Genomic DNA, 15,961 nt, shown 5'->3' with positions numbered 1-15,961 from the left:
CGACCGGACGTCCCGACGTCACCCGAACGCGCGACGCGGGGCGTGTCGCGCGATGCGGTCAGCGCAGCGCCGCGGCCGCTCGACGGACGCCGTCCGTGAGCGTGGCGGTCGACGCCGCGAGGTTGAGACGGACGAAACCGGCGCCCTCGTGCGCGCCGAACGTCGGGCCCGGGTTCACCGCGACCCGACCGACGTCCAGCAGCAGCCGGGCCGGGTCGGCGCCGGCGCGGACCGCGGGCAGGTCACGCAGGTCGATCCAGGCGAAGTACGTGGCGTCGGGCGGGGACCAGCGCGCCTCGGGCAGGTGCGCGGTCAGCAGGTCGGCCAGGAGCCGCTGGTTGTGCCGCAGGCCGTCGAGCACGGCGTCGAGCCAGTCGCCGCACTCCCGCAGGGCCGTCGCGTGGGCCACGGCGCCGAGGTGGCTGACACCGTGCAGGACGATCTCCGGCAGACGGGCCAGGTCGGCGCGTGCCTCAGGGCCGGGGACCGCCACCGCGGCCTTGAGCGCCGCGAGGTGGAACGCTTTCGACGCCGAGTGCAGCGCGATCGCGGACGGGATCACGGTCGTCGTGGGGACGAACGGCAGGGGAGCCCCGGTGTCGTCGGTGCCCGTGACCAGCGGTGCGTGGATCTCGTCCGCGACGACGCGCACCCCGTGGCGCCCCGCGAGCTCGCCGACCGCCGCCAGCTCCGCCGCGGTGTGCAGGGTGCCCGTCGGGTTGTGCGGGTGGCACAGCAGGTACGCGGCGCGGCGGCCGCCCGACGTCGCCGCCGCGAACGCCGCGTCGAGCGCGTCGACGTCCAGCCGGCCGTCCGGCCCGAGCGGCGCGGCCAGCGGCCGGCGGTCCGCGTGCTCGACGAACTGCACGAACGGCGGGTAGACGGGCGGGTTGACGACGACGGCGTCGCCCGGGCCGGTGACGAGGCGCAGCACCTCGACGACCCCGAGCATGACGTCGGGCACCAGCCGGCAGTCCGCGACGGGCACGTCCCACCCGTACCGGTCGGCGGCGAACCCGGCGAGGGCCTGCGCGTAGCCCGGCCCGAACACGTAGCCCGTGTCGCCCGCCCGCAGCGCGTCGGACACGGCGCGCACGACCGCCTCCGGCTGCAGCACGTCCATCTCCGCCACGTACATCGGCAGCACGTCCGGCGGGTAGCGGCGCCACTTCTGGCTCGTGCGGCGCCGCAGCGCGTCGAGCGGGACGGCGTCGAAGATCGTGGTCTCGGTGCGCGCTTCCACGCGGCGACCCTAGCCCCGCGGTCCCTCGCCGTCCCCGGGGACGACGGAGGGCCGGGTCCGTGCTGGACCCGGCCCTCGCGGCTGTCGTGCCTCAGAGCGTCGCGCGGACCGCCCGCGTCGCCTCGATGATGTGCGCCAGCGACGGCGTGACCTCCTCGTAGCGGCGCGTCTTGAGGCCGCAGTCCGGGTTCACCCAGAGCTGGTCGAGCGCGATCGACCGGACCGCCTCGGTGAGGAGCTCCTCGACCTCGCCCTCCGACGGGACGCGGGGAGAGTGGATGTCGTAGACGCCCGGACCCACCGCACGCGGGTAGCCCGCGCCGGCGATGTCACCGAGGATCTCCATCTTCGAGCGCGCCGCCTCGATGCTCGTCACGTCGGCGTCCAGGCCGTCGATCGCGCCGATGATCTCGCCGAACTCCGAGTAGCACAGGTGGGTGTGGATCTGGGTGTCCTCGCGCACGCCGGCCGTCGACAGGCGGAACGAGCGGACCGACCAGTCGAGGTAGGCCGCGTGGTCCTCCTCGCGCAGCGGCAGGAGCTCGCGCAGCGCCGGCTCGTCGACCTGGATGATGCCGATGCCGGCGGCCTCGAGGTCCGTGATCTCGTCGCGCAGCGCGAGGGCGACCTGGTTCGCGGTGTCGCCCAGCGGCTGGTCGTCGCGGACGAACGACCACGCGAGGATCGTCACCGGCCCGGTGAGCATGCCCTTGACCGGCTTCGGGGTGAGCGACTGCGTGTACGACGTCCAGGCCACCGTGATCGGGGCAGGACGGGACACGTCGCCCCACAGGATCGACGGACGCGTGCAGCGCGAGCCGTAGGACTGGACCCAGCCGTTCGTGGTCACGGCGAACCCGTCGAGGTTCTCCGCGAAGTACTGGACCATGTCGTTGCGCTCGGGCTCGCCGTGCACGAGGACGTCGAGGCCGATCTGCTCCTGCAGCTCGACGACGCGGCGGATCTCCGCCTTCATCTCGTCCTCGTACTGCTCGGCCGTGAGCTCACCCTTGCCGAACGCCGCGCGCGCCTTGCGGATCTCGGGCGTCTGCGGGAACGAGCCGATGGTCGTCGTCGGCAGCGGCGGCAGGTCGAAGCGGGCCGCCTGCGCCGCCTTGCGCGCCGCGAAGTCGCCGCGGCTGAACGCGTCCTCGCCGAGCGCCGCGACGCGCTCGCGGACCTCGGGGCGGACGACGCCCGGCGCGCTCGTGCGCGACGCGAGCGCGTCCGAGGCGGCGAGCAGCTGCTCGTGGATCGCCTCGCGGCCCTCCGTCAGGCCCTCCGCGAGGGTGACGACCTCGACGACCTTCTGGTCGGCGAACGCGAGCCAGGACTTCAGGGTCGGGTCGAGCGTCGGCTCGTCCTCGACGTCGTGCGGGACGTGGAACAGCGACGTCGACGTGCCGACCGTGACAGCCCCCGCGCCGAGGTTCTCGAGCCGCTCGAGCACCTGCAGCTTGGCGTCGAGGTCCGCGCGCCAGATGTTGTGGCCGTCGACCACGCCCGCGACCAGCGTCTTGGTCTCCAGGCCCGGGACCGCCTGCGTCGGCGCCGGGCCGCGCACCAGGTCGACGCCGATGGCCTCGACGTCGGTCGCGGCGAGCACGCCGAGCGCGTCGCGCAGGTCGCCGTAGGGCGCGGCGACGAACAGCGCCGGGCGGCCCTCGACGGCGGTGAGCGCGCCGTAGGCCTCGGTCACCGACGCGAGCAGGCGCTCGACGGGCACGTCCACCGAGTCGGACACGAGCGCGGGCTCGTCGAGCTGCACCCACGTGGCACCCGCGGCGGCCAGGTCGCGCAGCAGGGCCGCGTACACCGGCAGGACGTCCGCGAGCCGGTCGATCGGCGCGAAGCCCTCGGGCGCGCCCTCGGCGGCCTTGGCGAGCGCGAGGAACGTCACCGGGCCGACGACGACCGGCCGCGTCAGGACGCCCTCGGCCAGCGCCTCCGCGAACTCGCGCACCGGGCGGTCGCTCGCGTAGCGGAACTCGGTGTCCGGGCCGATCTCGGGGACCAGGTAGTGGTAGTTCGAGTCGAACCACTTGGTCATCTCGAGCGGCAGGTCGTCGCCGCGGCCGCGCGCGACCGTCGAGTAGCCCGCGAGGTCGAGGCGACCCTCGGCGTCGACGAGGTCAGCGAACCGCGCCGGCACGGCGCCGAGCACCGTCGCGGCGTCGAGCACGTGGTCGTAGAACGAGAACGCGCTCGGGATCGCCGGCACGTCCGTGCGCAGGCCCAGCTCGGCCAGGCGCGTGCGGGTGCGGCGGCGCAGGTCGGCGGCGACGGCCTCGACCTCGTCGGCGGAGGACCGCCCGGCCCAGAACGCCTCGATGGCCTTCTTGAGCTCACGGCGGGGGCCGATCCGGGGGTAGCCCAGGACCGAGCCGGCGGGGAACGTGGGGGTGGTGGTCATCGCGGTGTCTGTCCCTCGTGGGTGGGGTCGGGTGACGTCGGGTCCGGTGCGGCCTGCCGGCCGGTGCGCGCCCCGCCGTCGAGCCCTGCTCCTTCGAGCAGGTCGAGCGCGGCGTGGTGCTGGTTGAACGTGTACAGGTGGACGCCGGGCGCGCCGCCGTCGAGGACGCCCCGGACGAGGTCGACGCCGTACCGCACGCCGCGGCGGTGGCGCTCCACGTCGTCGTCGGCCGAGCCGAGCAGGTCGAGCAGGTCGCGCGGGACGGGGACGCCGGAGAGGTCCTGCACCCGCAGCAGCCGGGCCGGGTCGGTCGCCGGGATGATGCCGGGCACGATCGGGATCGTCACGCCCGCGTCGCGCGCCTCGGCGACGAGCCCGAGGTACGCCTCGGCGTCGAAGAAGAGCTGCGTGATCGCGAAGTCCGCGCCGGCCTCCTGCTTGGCCAGCAGCGACGCGACGTCCTGCGCACGCGTGCCGCCGGTCGCGGCGTTGCCGCGCGGGAACGCCGCGACGGCGACCGACAACGGGCGGACCCGGGCGCGCACCGCCTGCGACGGGCTTCCCGCGCAGCGCCGCGACTCGATCTCGCGGAGCAGCTCGACCAGCTCGCTCGCGGTGTGGAGTCCGTCGGGGTGGGGCTGCCAGTCCGGCTGCCCGGCCGGCGGGTCGCCGCGCAGCGCCAGGAACGAGCGTGCGCCCTCGTCGAGGAACTCCTCGACGATCGCCGTGATCTCGGCGCGCGACGTGCCGACGCACGTGAGGTGGGCGATGGGGTTGAGCGACGTCTCGCGCAGCAGGCGGCGGACCAGCGCGCGCGTCGTCTGCCGGGTGCTGCCCGACGCCCCGTAGGTCACCGACACGAAGTCGGGGTGCGCGTCGGCGAGGTGCTGGATGGTGTCCCAGAGGCGCGGCGCTGCGCCGGGGTTGCGCGGCGGGAACAGCTCGAACGACACCGTCGGGCGGTCCACGGCCGCGAGCGGGCGGTCGACGGCGGCGACGTGCGGACCCGTTGCGCGGCGGCTGACCGTGCGGGTCCCGAGCGCCTCGTCCGGGACGGTGCCGGCGGGGGAGACCGTGGGCGCGCTCACGGCCGGGTCCGGGGTGTCCGGTGGGTGCGGCGGTGCCGGCGGTCGCCGGGACACGCGTGGTGCAGGGACATCACTCACTCCATCGACCCTGGCGGAAGCACCCACACCCTCGCCAGGAGGGGGGTTGCTGCGGCGTCGTCGAGCCAGGTCTCTCGGCCGCTCTGGATGGTTGTCGTGATGCTAGACCGCCGACCACATGGTGGGCAACGTCGCTCGATGGGTGAGACGCAGGTGTCCGCCCCCTAGCCCTCCGGGACGGGTCGTGCGGCGAGGCGCGTGGCCGGCAAGGCGCGCCCGCCGTCGGCCCTGTCGCAGCGCCCGGCGCCGTCCTGCCGGCCCCACCGGCACGGGCGGCGCGACGACGGCGGTGCCCGTGCCCTGGGGTCGGGCTCCCGGCGGCGGTGCGCCGAGGGGCGTCAGTGGCGGCGGCGCGGCGTGAGGTGGCCGTGACGCACACGGCTGCGCTGCGTGGGCACGTCGAACCACGAGGTGGGCGAGCCCGCCGGGACCTCGCGCAGCCCGTCGTGCACGGCCGCGAGGACCTCGGCGTCGACGGCCGTGGGGTCGGACAGCGCAGCGGCCGCCGCACGCACGGCGTCGAGCCGCCCGTCGGGGTCGTGGGTGTCCGTCATGCCGCGAATCCTAACCGCCGTGTCCGAGGCGGCCACGGGCGGGCCGAGGGCGTCACCCAGGGGGAGCAGCGCGCCGGCGGGGCGTCACGGGCGGGGCGTCACGGGCGGGGCGTCAGGGGCGGGCCACCGAGGGGCACCCGGCGCGGTGGTCGTCCACCAGTCCGCAGGCCTGCATGGCGGCGTAGGCGGTCGTCGGGCCGACGAAGCGGAAGCCGAGCGACTTGAGCTCCTTGGCCAGCGCACGCGACTCCGCCGTGGCTGCCGGGACGTCGGACCAGGTCACGGGCCTGACGTGGTCCGAGCGTGCCGGTGCGTGCGACCAGACGACCTCGTCCAGCGTCCGGCCCGCCTCGTGCAGCGCCCGCAGCGCGCGGGCGTTGACCACGGTCGCCTCGATCTTGGCGCGGTTCCGCACGATCCCCGCGTCGGCCATGAGCCGCGCGACGTCGTCCTCGTCGAACGCGGCGACCGCCTCCGGGTCGAAGCCGGCGAACGCCGCGCGGAAGGCGGGCCGCTTGCGCAGGATCGTGATCCAGGCGAGCCCGGACTGGAAGCCCTCGAGCGCGATGCGCTCGAACAGCGCCTCCTCGCCGTGCACCGGGACGCCCCACTCCTCGTCGTGGTACCGCTCGTAGAGCGGGTCGCCGTCGCCGAAGCACCGCGCGCCGGCCGGGACCGGGCGTGCCGGCGGCGCCGGGTCGGTGTCCGTGAGCGGCGCCGGGTCGGTGTCCGTGAGTGCGGCCGGCACGGCCGGCGCCGTAGCGTCCGTCGGGGGCGGGGCCGTGGGGTTCTGGGTCACGCCGCCAGTCTGGCGTGGGCCGCCGACAGGCGGGTGCCGGGCGCTCGCGGTCCGTGGAGCCGCTCCGCCGGGCAGGGGCTGTGGACGGCTCGGTCGGTGGTGCCCGGACGCCCCCCGCCGGGCGCGCGCGCCCCGGACTGGACGGTCAGCGCCCCGGCGCCCCCGCCGGCCCGTCATGCCCCGCACGCTCGGCACGCGCCACGAGCGCCGCGATGCCGTCCAGCACCAGGCGCGTCCCGAACGACACCGGCGACGACTCGAGCTCGGCGCCGAACGCCCCCGCGGACGCCGCGCGACGGACCGCGGGGTGCGCGTCGGGCGTCGCGACGGCGAGCAGGAGCCCGTCCATGTCGTACGGGGACGCCGTGGCCTCCTGCACCGTCCGCTCGCGCTCGGCCCACGACGCGTAGAGCGTGAGCTCGCCGAGCTGGTGGTGCGCGAGGATGCCGACGGCCGCCACCTTCTCGTCCTCCCCGAGCGGGGTGTCCTCGAGCGCGGCGATCATGGCCTCCATCCACGCCAGCCGGTTCGGGCCGATCGCGTGCAGGACGGTGCCGGCGTGCGCGAGCCACGGGTGGGCGTGCAGGACCGGCTGCTGCAGCGCGACCAGGAGCTCGAGGCGCGCGCGCCAGTCGCCGACCTCCCGGCCCACGGCGGGCGGGCGTCCGCTGGCGCGGTCGGCCATGAGGCTCACGACCTCGTCCTTCGACGCGACGTACCGGTAGAGCGACATCGTCGTGAAGCCGAGGGACTCGGCGAGGCGGGCCATCGAGACCGCCCCGATCCCTTCGGCGTCGGCGAGCGCGACGGCGGCGTCGGCGATCGCGTCGAGGGTCAGGCCGGGACGGGGCCCGCGCCGCGGCGGCTCGGGGACGCGCCACAGCACCGCCAGGTCGGGCGGGAGGGCGGCGGCGTCGACGGTGAGCGCGGGTGCGGGGTCGGTCCCCGCGCGGGCGGCCTCGCGGCGTGCGCGCTCGGCCTCGCGTGCCGCGCGCTGCTGCGCGAGAGCGGCGTCGCGCGCGGCCTTCTCGGCCTCTCGCAGGGCGCGACCGGCCTCCCGTGCCGCGTCACGTGCGGCACGCTCGCGCTCGGCCTGCGCGCGCTCGGCCTCCTTGCGGGCCTCGGTCTCGCGGCGCTCGCGGTCGCGCTGCGCGTCGAGCAGGGCGCGCTCGCGGGCCTCCTCGGCCTGTCGGAGCGCCTTGAGCCGGTCCTGCTCGGCCTTCTCCTCGTCCCGGCGACGGCGGTCGGCGTCGCGCTGCGCGCGCTCGGCGTCCCGGGCGGCGGTGCGCTCGGCCTTCTCGCGGTCCCGCCGGGCCCGTTCGGCCTCCTTGGCGGCGGCGCGCTCGGCCTTCTCGCGGTCGCGCCGCAGGGCGTCGAGCTCGCGGCGCGCGTCGGCGTCCTCACGGGTCGCCGTCACCTCGTCCGTCGCGTCGTCGCCGGTCGCGTCGCCCTCCGGTCGTCCCTGCTCCACGTCGCACCTCCTTGACGCCCGATCCTATAAGTGTGTATGACATACACACACAGTTTACGACGTACACAGAAGGAGGAGTGATGGCAGACCCGATCGTCGTCGCCCGCAGGCTGCGCAAGGCCTACGGCGACGTCACCGTGCTCGACGGCGTCGACCTCGACGTCCACCGCGGCGAGGTGCTCGCGCTGCTGGGCCCCAACGGCGCCGGCAAGACCACGACCGTCCGCATCCTGTCGACGCTCCTGCGTCCCGACAGCGGCACCGCGACCGTCGCCGGGGCCGACGTCGAGCGCGAGCCCGCCCGCGTCCGTTCCGCGATCAGCCTCACCGGCCAGTACGCCGCGGTCGACGAGCTGCTCACCGGCGAGGAGAACCTCCGGCTCATGGCGCGCCTCGCCCACCTCGGCCCGCGCGAGGTGCGCACCCGGACCGCCGCGATGCTCGAGCTGTTCGACCTCACCGACGCCGCCCGCCGGCTCGTCAAGACGTACTCCGGAGGCATGCGGCGACGCCTCGACCTGGCCGTCAGCCTGCTCAGCCGGCCGCACGTCGTGTTCCTCGACGAGCCGACCACGGGCCTCGACCCGCGCAGCCGCGGCGACCTCTGGGACGTCATCCGCGGGGTCGTCGACGCAGGCGCGACGCTCCTGCTCACCACGCAGTACCTCGAGGAGGCCGACCGGCTCGCGGACCGGATCGTCGTCATCGACCACGGGCACGTCATCGCCGAGGGCACCGCCGCGCAGCTCAAGCGGACCGTCGGGTCGGCGCACGTCGAGCTCGTCCTGCGCGACGGCACCGTCCAGCGGGTCCCGACGGACGGCTCCGTCACAGACGTGCACCGGATCCTCGGGGACGTCGCGTCGCGGCCGCTCGACGTCGCCGCGTGGCAGGTGCGTGAGCCCACGCTCGACGACGTGTTCCTCGAGCTGACCGGCAGGCCCGCGCCCACGGACGCCGACGGTGCCCGCCCGACCGACCCGATCCTCGCCGGCGCCGCCGGTCCGCACCCCCGGGAGACCCGATGACCACGCTGCTCGCCCCCGCACCCGTCACCGACCAGGAAGGACGCGGCACCGGACTGCGGGACACGTCCGCGCTGGTCGGCCGCACGCTGCGCCGCACCACCCGGCAGCTCGACACGCTGCTGATCTCGGTGATGCTGCCCGTGATGCTCCTGCTGATGTTCACGTACGTGTTCGGCGGGGCGATCGACCCGAGCGGGCGCTACGTCGACTTCGTCGTGCCGGGCATCATCCTGCTCACCGCGGGCTACGGCGCCGCGAACACCGCGGTCGAGATGGCGTCGGACATGACCAACGGCATCATCGACCGCTTCCGGTCCATGCCGATCCGCCCCACGGGCGTCGTGACGGGGCACGTGGTCGCGAGCATGGCGCGCAACGCGGTGTCGAGCGCGCTGGTCGTCGGCGCCGCGTTCCTCGTCGGGTTCAGCCCCGACGCGACGCTGCTCGACTGGCTCGGCGCGCTCGGGCTGGTCGCGCTGTTCGTCCTCGCGCTCACCTGGGTCGGCGTCGCCGTGGGGATCCTCGCGTCCGGGCCTGAGGCGGCGAGCGGCTTCACGTTCGTCATCCTGTTCCTGCCGTACGTGTCGAGCGCGTTCGTCCCGCCGGAGTCGATGCCGTCGGTGCTGGAGACGATCGCGGCGTGGAACCCGGTCACCCCCGTGACGGACACGATGCGCAGCCTGCTCCTCGGCCTGCCGCTCGCGACGTCGACGTGGGTGTCGGCGGTCGCGTGGTGCGCGGGCATCTTCCTCGTCGCGCGGGTCGCCGCGGGCCTGCTGTTCGCACGCCGACGCTGACGGACGGCGCGGCGGGCGACCGCCGCACGTGGCACCGGCGGGGGCGGCGTCCCCGGCCCGCGGGCGTGACCCACGTCGGTGCCACGGCCGCCCGCCGGTCAGCGCAGCGCGGCCAGCGCCTTGCGGATGCGGGTCGGGCTCACGGGGACCGGGGTGCCGAGCTGCTGCGCGAACAGGCTGACGCGCAGCTCCTGCAGCAGCCAGCGGACCTCGTCGAGCGCGGCCTCGCGCGTCGCGTCGGGGGCCGCCGCGCGGGCCGCGGTCACCGCGTCGTCGTACAGGTCCTCGACGTCGTGCACCTGCCACGCGAGGTCGCCGTCACGCTGCGGGTTCTCCGCGGCCTTGCCGAGCCGGTGCCGCGCCGCGCGCAGGTACCGCGTGAGCTGCGGCAGCCGGACCGCGCCGACCTCGGAGACGAACCCGTCGTGCACGAGCGCGGCGGACTGCTCGCGCACGTCCTGCACCGTCGCGAGCAGCGCGAGGCTGGCCGACGAGCGCAGGTCGCCCTCGAGCTCCCGCCACGCGCCCAGCACCGCGACGAGGTCCGTGACGACCGCGTGGACCGCGTCCTCCAGCCCGTCGCGGACGGCGGTGCGCAGGGCGGCGTACGCGTCGGCGTCGCGCACGTCGGCGGCGGTGCGGGTGCCGAGGTGCTGCGCCGTCAGACGGTCGATCGCGGCGAGCTGCACGTCCCTGACCAGCGCGTCCGTGCTCGGGTACGGGCTCGCAGCGAGCGTGAGCGCCTGCGTCCCCGACCAGCGCGTCGTGATGCGGGCCGTCGCGAGGCCGACGTCGAGCAGCAGCAGCCGGCGCAGGCCCCGGCGGGCCGCCGACGGCACCGCCGCGGCGTCCGCGAGCGTGCGCACCGCGACGGACGTCACCTCGTCGACCAGCGTCGGGTAGGCGCGCACGACGACGCCCGCGGCCCGCGCCTCGAGCACCTCGGGGAGCGCGCCGCCCGGCAGGTCGTCGGGCCAGGTCCGCAGGCCCGTGCGTTCGAGCGACGGCGGTGCCGCCGTGGCGGACGGGCCAGGGCCGGGCACGGCGGGGACGCCCGCGGCCGGAGCCGCTGCCGGTCCCGCCCCACGCGCACGCGCAGCCGACCCCTCGCCACCCGGAGCGCGCGCGCCACCCGGCGCGCCCGCGTCGCCGGACGTCCCGGGAGCCGCGGACGCGCGTGCCTCCTCCATCGCCGCGCGCACCGCCGTCCGGACGGCGGCGTCGACCGCCTGCTGGGTGCGTGACGCGAGCCGCCGCTGGAGCGTCAGCAGGTCCTTGCCCTCGTCCACGACGCCCCCGCGGTCGCCGACGACGCGGAACGTCATCCGCAGGTGCGGCGGCAGCTTCTCGTCGTCGAACGCGTCGTCGGGCACGTCGACGTCGCGCACGGCCCGCACGGCCTGCCGGAACAGCTCACGGAACGACGGGGCGGCGTCGCCGGCCCGCACGGTGTCCTCCCACGACGCGGTGTGCTCGCGCAGCCACGCCTCGACGGACCGCGCGACGTCGGGCGCCGGGACCAGCTGCACGCGGACCGGCTTGGGCAGCGCGCGGATGGTCGCGGTGACGAGCTCCTCGCGCAGGCCGGGCACCATCCAGTCGAACCCGTCGGGGGTCAGCCGGGCCAGCGCCGTGAGGGGGACGTGCACCGTGACGCCGTCGGCCTCGGTGCCGGGCTGGAACTGGTACGTCAGCGGCAGGCGCAGGTCGCCCTGCGGCCAGCGGGACGGGAACGCGGACTCGTCGATCGCCTCGGCGTCGTCGGCGACGAGCAGCTCGCGCGTGAACGTCAGCAGGTCGGGGTCGCGTCGCCGGGCGCCCTTCCACCACTGGTCGAAGTGCCGGGCGGAGACGACGTCGGACGGGATCCGCTCGTCGTAGAAGTCGAACAGCACGTCGTCGTCGACGACGAGGTCGCGGCGGCGGGCGCGCGCCTCCAGGCCCTCGGCCTCGGCGAGCAGGCGGCGGTTCTCGTGGAAGAACTGGTGGTGGGTCGTCCACTCGCCCTGCACGAGCGCGTGCCGCACGAACAGCTCGCGCGCGTGCTCGGCGTCGACCTTGGCGTACAGGACGCGCCGCTGCGCGACGATCGGCACGCCGTACAGCAGGACCTTCTCGAACGCGGTCGCGGCGCCCTGCTTGGACGACCACGCCGGCTCGGAGTACGTGCGCCTGACCAGGTGGGCACCGACCTCCTCGGCCCACTCGGGCTGGATGCGGGCCGCGTCGCGCGCCCACAGGCGGGACGTCTCGACGAGCTCGGCGGCCATGACCCACGCCGGCGGCCGCTTCGCGAGACCGGACCCGGGGAAGATCGCGAACCGCGCCCCGCGCGCGCCGAGGTACTCGTTGCGCGCGCGCCGGTCGGGCCGCCGCCCCCGGCCGGCAGCGGGTCCCCGGGCCGGTGCGGCGACCTCCGTCGCCTCCTGCATCCCGATGTGCGACAGCAGCCCCGACAGCACGCTCACGTGGATCCGGTCCGCGTCCCACTCGAGCCGCAGCGCCCCCCGGGCCGTGTCGTCGGGACCGCGACCGTCCGAGGCGGAGGCGCCGGTGTCGCCTGGCGACGTCGCGGTCTCGCCGCCGGGCGCGGGACCGGATCCCGGGCGCAGCGGGGAGACGTGGATGCCGAGCGGCTTGGCCAGCTCGCGCAGCTGCGTGACGACGTCCTGCCACTCGCGGATGCGCAGGTAGTTGAGGTGCTCCGACCGGCACATCCGGCGGAACGCGTTGCCCGACAGCTCGCGCTGCTGCTCGCGCAGGTACTGCCACAGGTTGAGGTACGCGAGCAGGTCCGACGTCGGGTCGGCGAACCGGCCGTGCAGCTGGTCGGCGCGGTCGCGCTCCTCGGCCGGACGCTCGCGCGGGTCCTGGATCGACAGCGCGGCGGCGATCACCATGACCTCGCGCGCGACCCCGCGACGCCCGCCCTCGACGATCATCCGCGCGAGCCGCGGGTCCATCGGCAGCTGCGCGAGAGCGCGCCCGGTGTCGGTGAGCCGCGTGACGCTCGTCGGCCGGCCCGAGCCGTCGACGGGTTCGACCGGCACCGTCTCCAGCGCCCCGAGCTCGGTCAGCAGCTGCACGCCGTCCCGCACGGCCCGCACGTCGGGCGGGTCGACGAAGGGGAAGTCGGTGACGTCGTCGGGCGACGCCGCGACCCCCACGGCGATCATCTGCAGGATCACCGACGCGAGCGACGTGCGCAGGATCTCCGGCTCGGTGTACATCGGCCGCGACGCGAAGTCGTCCTGGGAGTACAGCCGGATCGCGATGCCGTCCGCGACGCGCCCGCACCGCCCCGACCGCTGGTTCGCCGACGCCTGCGAGACCGGCTCGATCGGCAGCCGCTGCACCTTCGTCGCCTTGGACCACCGCGAGATGCGGGCCGTGCCCGGGTCGACGACGTACCGGATGCCGGGCACGGTCAGCGACGTCTCCGCGACGTTGGTCGACAGCACCACGCGCCGCCCGGCGTGCTGCTCGAACACCCGGTGCTGCTCGGCCGCGGACAGCCGGCTGTACAGCGGCAGCAGCTCGACGGGCTGCGGGTGCCGCGGGTCCGTGACGCGGGCGCCCAGCGACGTGCGCAGCGCGTCCTCCGCGTCCCGGATCTCCCGCTCGCCGGACAGGAAGACGAGGATGTCGCCCGGCCCCTCCGCGGACAGCTCGTCGACCGCCTCGGTGATGGCCGTCATGAGGTCGCGGTCCTCGGTGGCCTTCGCGCGCGGACGCCGGCCCGCGTCCTCGTCGGGCGCCTCGACGTCCGGCGACAGCGGCCGGTAGCGGATCTCGACGGGGTACGTGCGGCCGCTGACCTCGACGACGGGCGCCGGAACGCCCTCGGGGTGCTCGGGTGTCGCAGGGCCGGCGAAGTGCCGCGCGAACCGCGCGGAGTCGATCGTCGCCGACGTGATGACGACCTTGAGGTCCGGCCGCTGCGGCAGCAGCCGTGTGAGGTAGCCGAGGATGAAGTCGATGTTGAGCGAACGCTCGTGCGCCTCGTCGATGATGAGCGTGTCGTACGACCAGAGCATCGGGTCGCGCTGGATCTGCGCCAGCAGGATGCCGTCCGTCATGACCTTGACGAGCGTCTCGTCGGACGAGGTGTCCGTGAACCGCACCTGGTAGCCGACGAGCTGCCCGAGCGGCGTGCCGACCTCTTCCGCGATGCGCTCCGCGACCGACCGGGCCGCGATCCGGCGCGGCTGCGTGTGCCCGATCTGCCCCGCGCGCCCGCGGCCGAGGTCGAGCGCGATCTTCGGGATCTGCGTCGTCTTGCCGGACCCCGTCTCGCCCGCGACGACGACGACCTGGTGGTCGCGGATCGCCGCCGCGATCTCGTCGCGCCGCGCGCTGACCGGCAGGTTCTCCGGGTAGACGATCGCGGGGACCACGACGGCCTCGCGGACCGCGGCGGCGCGGGCCCGGCGCGCGGCCGCGCGCTCGTCGTCGCGCCGGGGGTCGCGAGCGTCACGACGGCGTCCGCGCTGGTCGTCGCGGTGCGGGTCACGGCGGCCGTCCGGCTGCGTGCCGCTCTGGCCGTCGCGCTGGTCGCGCTGGGGGTCGCGCTGCGCCTCCCGCTGACCCCGGCGGCGGGGACCACGACCGCCGCGCCCGCCGCTGCGGCGGGGGCCCGCCGGGCGGTCGGCGCCGGTCGACGGCTCGCTGGTGGTCACGACGCACGATTCTCCCAGGTGCTCCCGGCGGCCCGCGCGCTCATTCCGGTCCCGCTCGCAAATGCGGTCGTGCCGGGCACCGTCGACGTCGTACCGTCGCCGGGTGCTGATCTGACCACCCGCGCCGAGTCCCTTCCCGACTCCCCGCGCCCGTCGCCGCCCGCACCGGGCCCGCGACCGTCGGCGCCCCCCGGTGGTGATCGCATGACCCCAGTCCTTCGTGCCCGTTCCCTCACCCGTTCCTACGACGGGCGCCCCGTGCTGTCCGGACTCGACCTCGACGTCGACCCCGGGCACCGGCTCGGCGTCGTCGGGGAGAACGGCATCGGCAAGTCGACGCTCCTGCGGCTGCTCGCCGGCGTCGAGGACCCCGACAGCGGCAGCGTCGAGCGCCCCGCCGCGCTGCAGCTGCTCGCGCAGGAGCCCACGTTCCGCCCGGCCGACACCGTCGCCGACGTCATGGCCGCCGCGCTCGCGGACGTCCGCGCCGTCGAGCGGGTGCTCGAGGACGCGTCGGCAGCGCTCGCCGACGACCGGCCCGGTGCCGCCGACGCGTACGCCGAGGCCCTCCTGCGCGCCGAGCTGGCCGGCGTCTGGGACGCCGACCGGCGCGCCGAGCTGGCGCTCGTCGGCCTCGGCCTGGGCGACGTGGAGCCGACGCGGCCGACCGCCCGGCTGTCCGGCGGTGAGCGGTCCCGGCTCGCGCTCGCCGCGCTGCTCGTGCGCAGCCCCGCGGCCGTGCTCCTCGACGAGCCGACGAACCATCTCGACGACGCCGCCGCCGAGTACCTCGCCGGTGCGCTGCGCGAGCTGCCCGGAGCCGTCGTGCTCACGAGCCACGACCGCGTCTTCCTCGACGAGACGTGCACCGGGATCCTCGACCTCGACCCGTCGCTCGACGGTCCGACGCGCTACGGCGGGACGTTCACGGACTACCTCGCGGCCCGGCGCGCCGAGCGCCAGCGGTGGGAGGAGCGGTGGAGAGCCGAGCGGGACGAGCTCGCACGCCTGCGGCACGCGGTGCGCGTCACGGCGCGGCAGGTCGGGTACGGCCGCGCGCTCGGCAACGAGTTCAAGATGGCGTACGACGCGAAGGGCGCGCGCGTCGAGCAGCAGGTGTCTCGGCGCGTCCGGGACGCGCGGCGCCGGCTCGACGAGCTCACGCGCGACCAGGTCCCCCGGCCGCCCGCGCCGCTGCGCTTCGCGGTGCCCGACGGCTGGTCCAGCGCCGACGGGGTCGTCCTGCGCGTGCGGGACGCCGTCGTGCCGGGCCGGCTCGAGGTGCCGTCGTTCGACCTCCTCGCCGGTGCGCAGGTCCTGGTCAGCGGCCCGAACGGCGCGGGGAAGTCGACGTTGCTGCACCTGCTCGCGGGGGACCTCGTCGCGGCGCACGGGTCGGTGCAGCGGGCAGGCGGCGCCGAGGTGGCGCTGCTGGAGCAGGACGTGGGGCTCGCCGACGACGTGCGGACGCCGCGCGCGCTCTTCGACGCCGTGACCGCCGACGTCCCCGCCCCGGTGCGGCTCGTGGACCTCGGCCTGGTGGCGCCGCGGGACGTCGACCGGCCCCTGCGGGAGCTGTCCGTGGGCCAGCGGCGGCGCGTCGTCCTCGCCCTGCTCGTCGCCCGCACGCCCGCCGTCCTGCTCCTCGACGAGCCGACCAACCACGTGTCGGTGCGGCTCGCCGACGAGCTCGTCGACGCGCTCGAGGTGTCGCCCGGGGCCGTCGTCGTCGCGACGCACGACCGGTGGCTGCGCCGCCGGTGGACGGGCGAGCGCCTGCACGTCGCCGACGGCCGGGTCCTACAGTGACC

At 75.8% G+C, this 15,961-nt stretch carries 10 protein-coding genes and 1 riboswitch; of the genes, 3 read left to right on the top strand and 7 right to left on the bottom strand.

The annotated features are described in order from the left end of the window. Positions 1-58 precede the first annotated feature (58 nt). The 6 genes from CELF_RS18810 to CELF_RS19805 form a co-directional block, all read right to left on the bottom strand. Positions 59-1,243 (bottom strand): aminotransferase class I/II-fold pyridoxal phosphate-dependent enzyme, encoded by a 1,185-nt coding sequence (locus tag CELF_RS18810; RefSeq protein WP_013772851.1) that lies wholly within the window; start codon positions 1,241-1,243, stop codon positions 59-61. 91 nt (positions 1,244-1,334) lie between these two features. Next, entirely contained in the window at positions 1,335-3,656 is a 2,322-nt protein-coding gene (gene metE, locus CELF_RS18805; protein WP_013772850.1) for a 5-methyltetrahydropteroyltriglutamate--homocysteine S-methyltransferase, read from the bottom strand. Further along, positions 3,653-4,744 (bottom strand): methylenetetrahydrofolate reductase, encoded by a 1,092-nt coding sequence (locus CELF_RS18800; protein ID WP_013772849.1) that lies wholly within the window; start codon positions 4,742-4,744, stop codon positions 3,653-3,655. Before CELF_RS18800 ends, metE begins: the two co-directional genes overlap by 4 nt. 76 nt (positions 4,745-4,820) lie before the next feature. Next, positions 4,821-4,916, bottom strand: a riboswitch (SAM riboswitch). Positions 4,917-5,160: 244 nt separating this feature from the next. Further along, entirely contained in the window at positions 5,161-5,376 is a 216-nt protein-coding gene (locus CELF_RS18795; protein ID WP_013772848.1) for a hypothetical protein, read from the bottom strand. A 112-nt stretch (positions 5,377-5,488) separates the two neighbouring features. Then, positions 5,489-6,175 (bottom strand): DNA-3-methyladenine glycosylase I, encoded by a 687-nt coding sequence (locus CELF_RS18790; RefSeq protein ID WP_013772847.1) that lies wholly within the window; start codon positions 6,173-6,175, stop codon positions 5,489-5,491. 145 nt (positions 6,176-6,320) lie between these two features. After that, positions 6,321-7,646, bottom strand: a complete 1,326-nt coding sequence (locus CELF_RS19805; protein ID WP_013772846.1) for a TetR/AcrR family transcriptional regulator C-terminal domain-containing protein — start codon at positions 7,644-7,646, stop codon at positions 6,321-6,323. 80 nt (positions 7,647-7,726) lie between these two features. Between CELF_RS19805 and CELF_RS18775 the strand changes: the two genes are divergently transcribed. Together CELF_RS18775 and CELF_RS18770 are read left to right on the top strand one after the other, a co-directional pair. Beyond that, entirely contained in the window at positions 7,727-8,674 is a 948-nt protein-coding gene (locus tag CELF_RS18775; RefSeq protein WP_013772845.1) for a daunorubicin resistance protein DrrA family ABC transporter ATP-binding protein, read from the top strand. Continuing rightward, a complete protein-coding gene (locus CELF_RS18770; RefSeq protein ID WP_013772844.1) occupies positions 8,671-9,471 on the top strand; it encodes an ABC transporter permease in 801 nt (266 codons plus the stop codon). The genes CELF_RS18775 and CELF_RS18770 overlap by 4 nt, the downstream gene beginning before the upstream one ends. Before the next feature lie 98 nt (positions 9,472-9,569). Here CELF_RS18770 and hrpA read toward each other — a convergent pair whose 3' ends face one another. Continuing rightward, positions 9,570-14,150 (bottom strand): ATP-dependent RNA helicase HrpA, encoded by a 4,581-nt coding sequence (gene hrpA, locus CELF_RS18765; protein ID WP_013772843.1) that lies wholly within the window; start codon positions 14,148-14,150, stop codon positions 9,570-9,572. 204 nt (positions 14,151-14,354) lie between these two features. Between hrpA and CELF_RS18760 the strand changes: the two genes are divergently transcribed. Then, positions 14,355-15,959, top strand: coding sequence for an ABC-F family ATP-binding cassette domain-containing protein (locus CELF_RS18760; RefSeq protein WP_013772842.1), 1,605 nt, complete (start codon positions 14,355-14,357; stop codon positions 15,957-15,959). Positions 15,960-15,961 lie beyond the last annotated feature (2 nt).

This window comes from Cellulomonas fimi ATCC 484 (genome assembly GCF_000212695.1).
Classification (GTDB): domain Bacteria; phylum Actinomycetota; class Actinomycetes; order Actinomycetales; family Cellulomonadaceae; genus Cellulomonas; species Cellulomonas fimi.
This window is presented reverse-complemented; position numbering and strand designations above follow the sequence as displayed.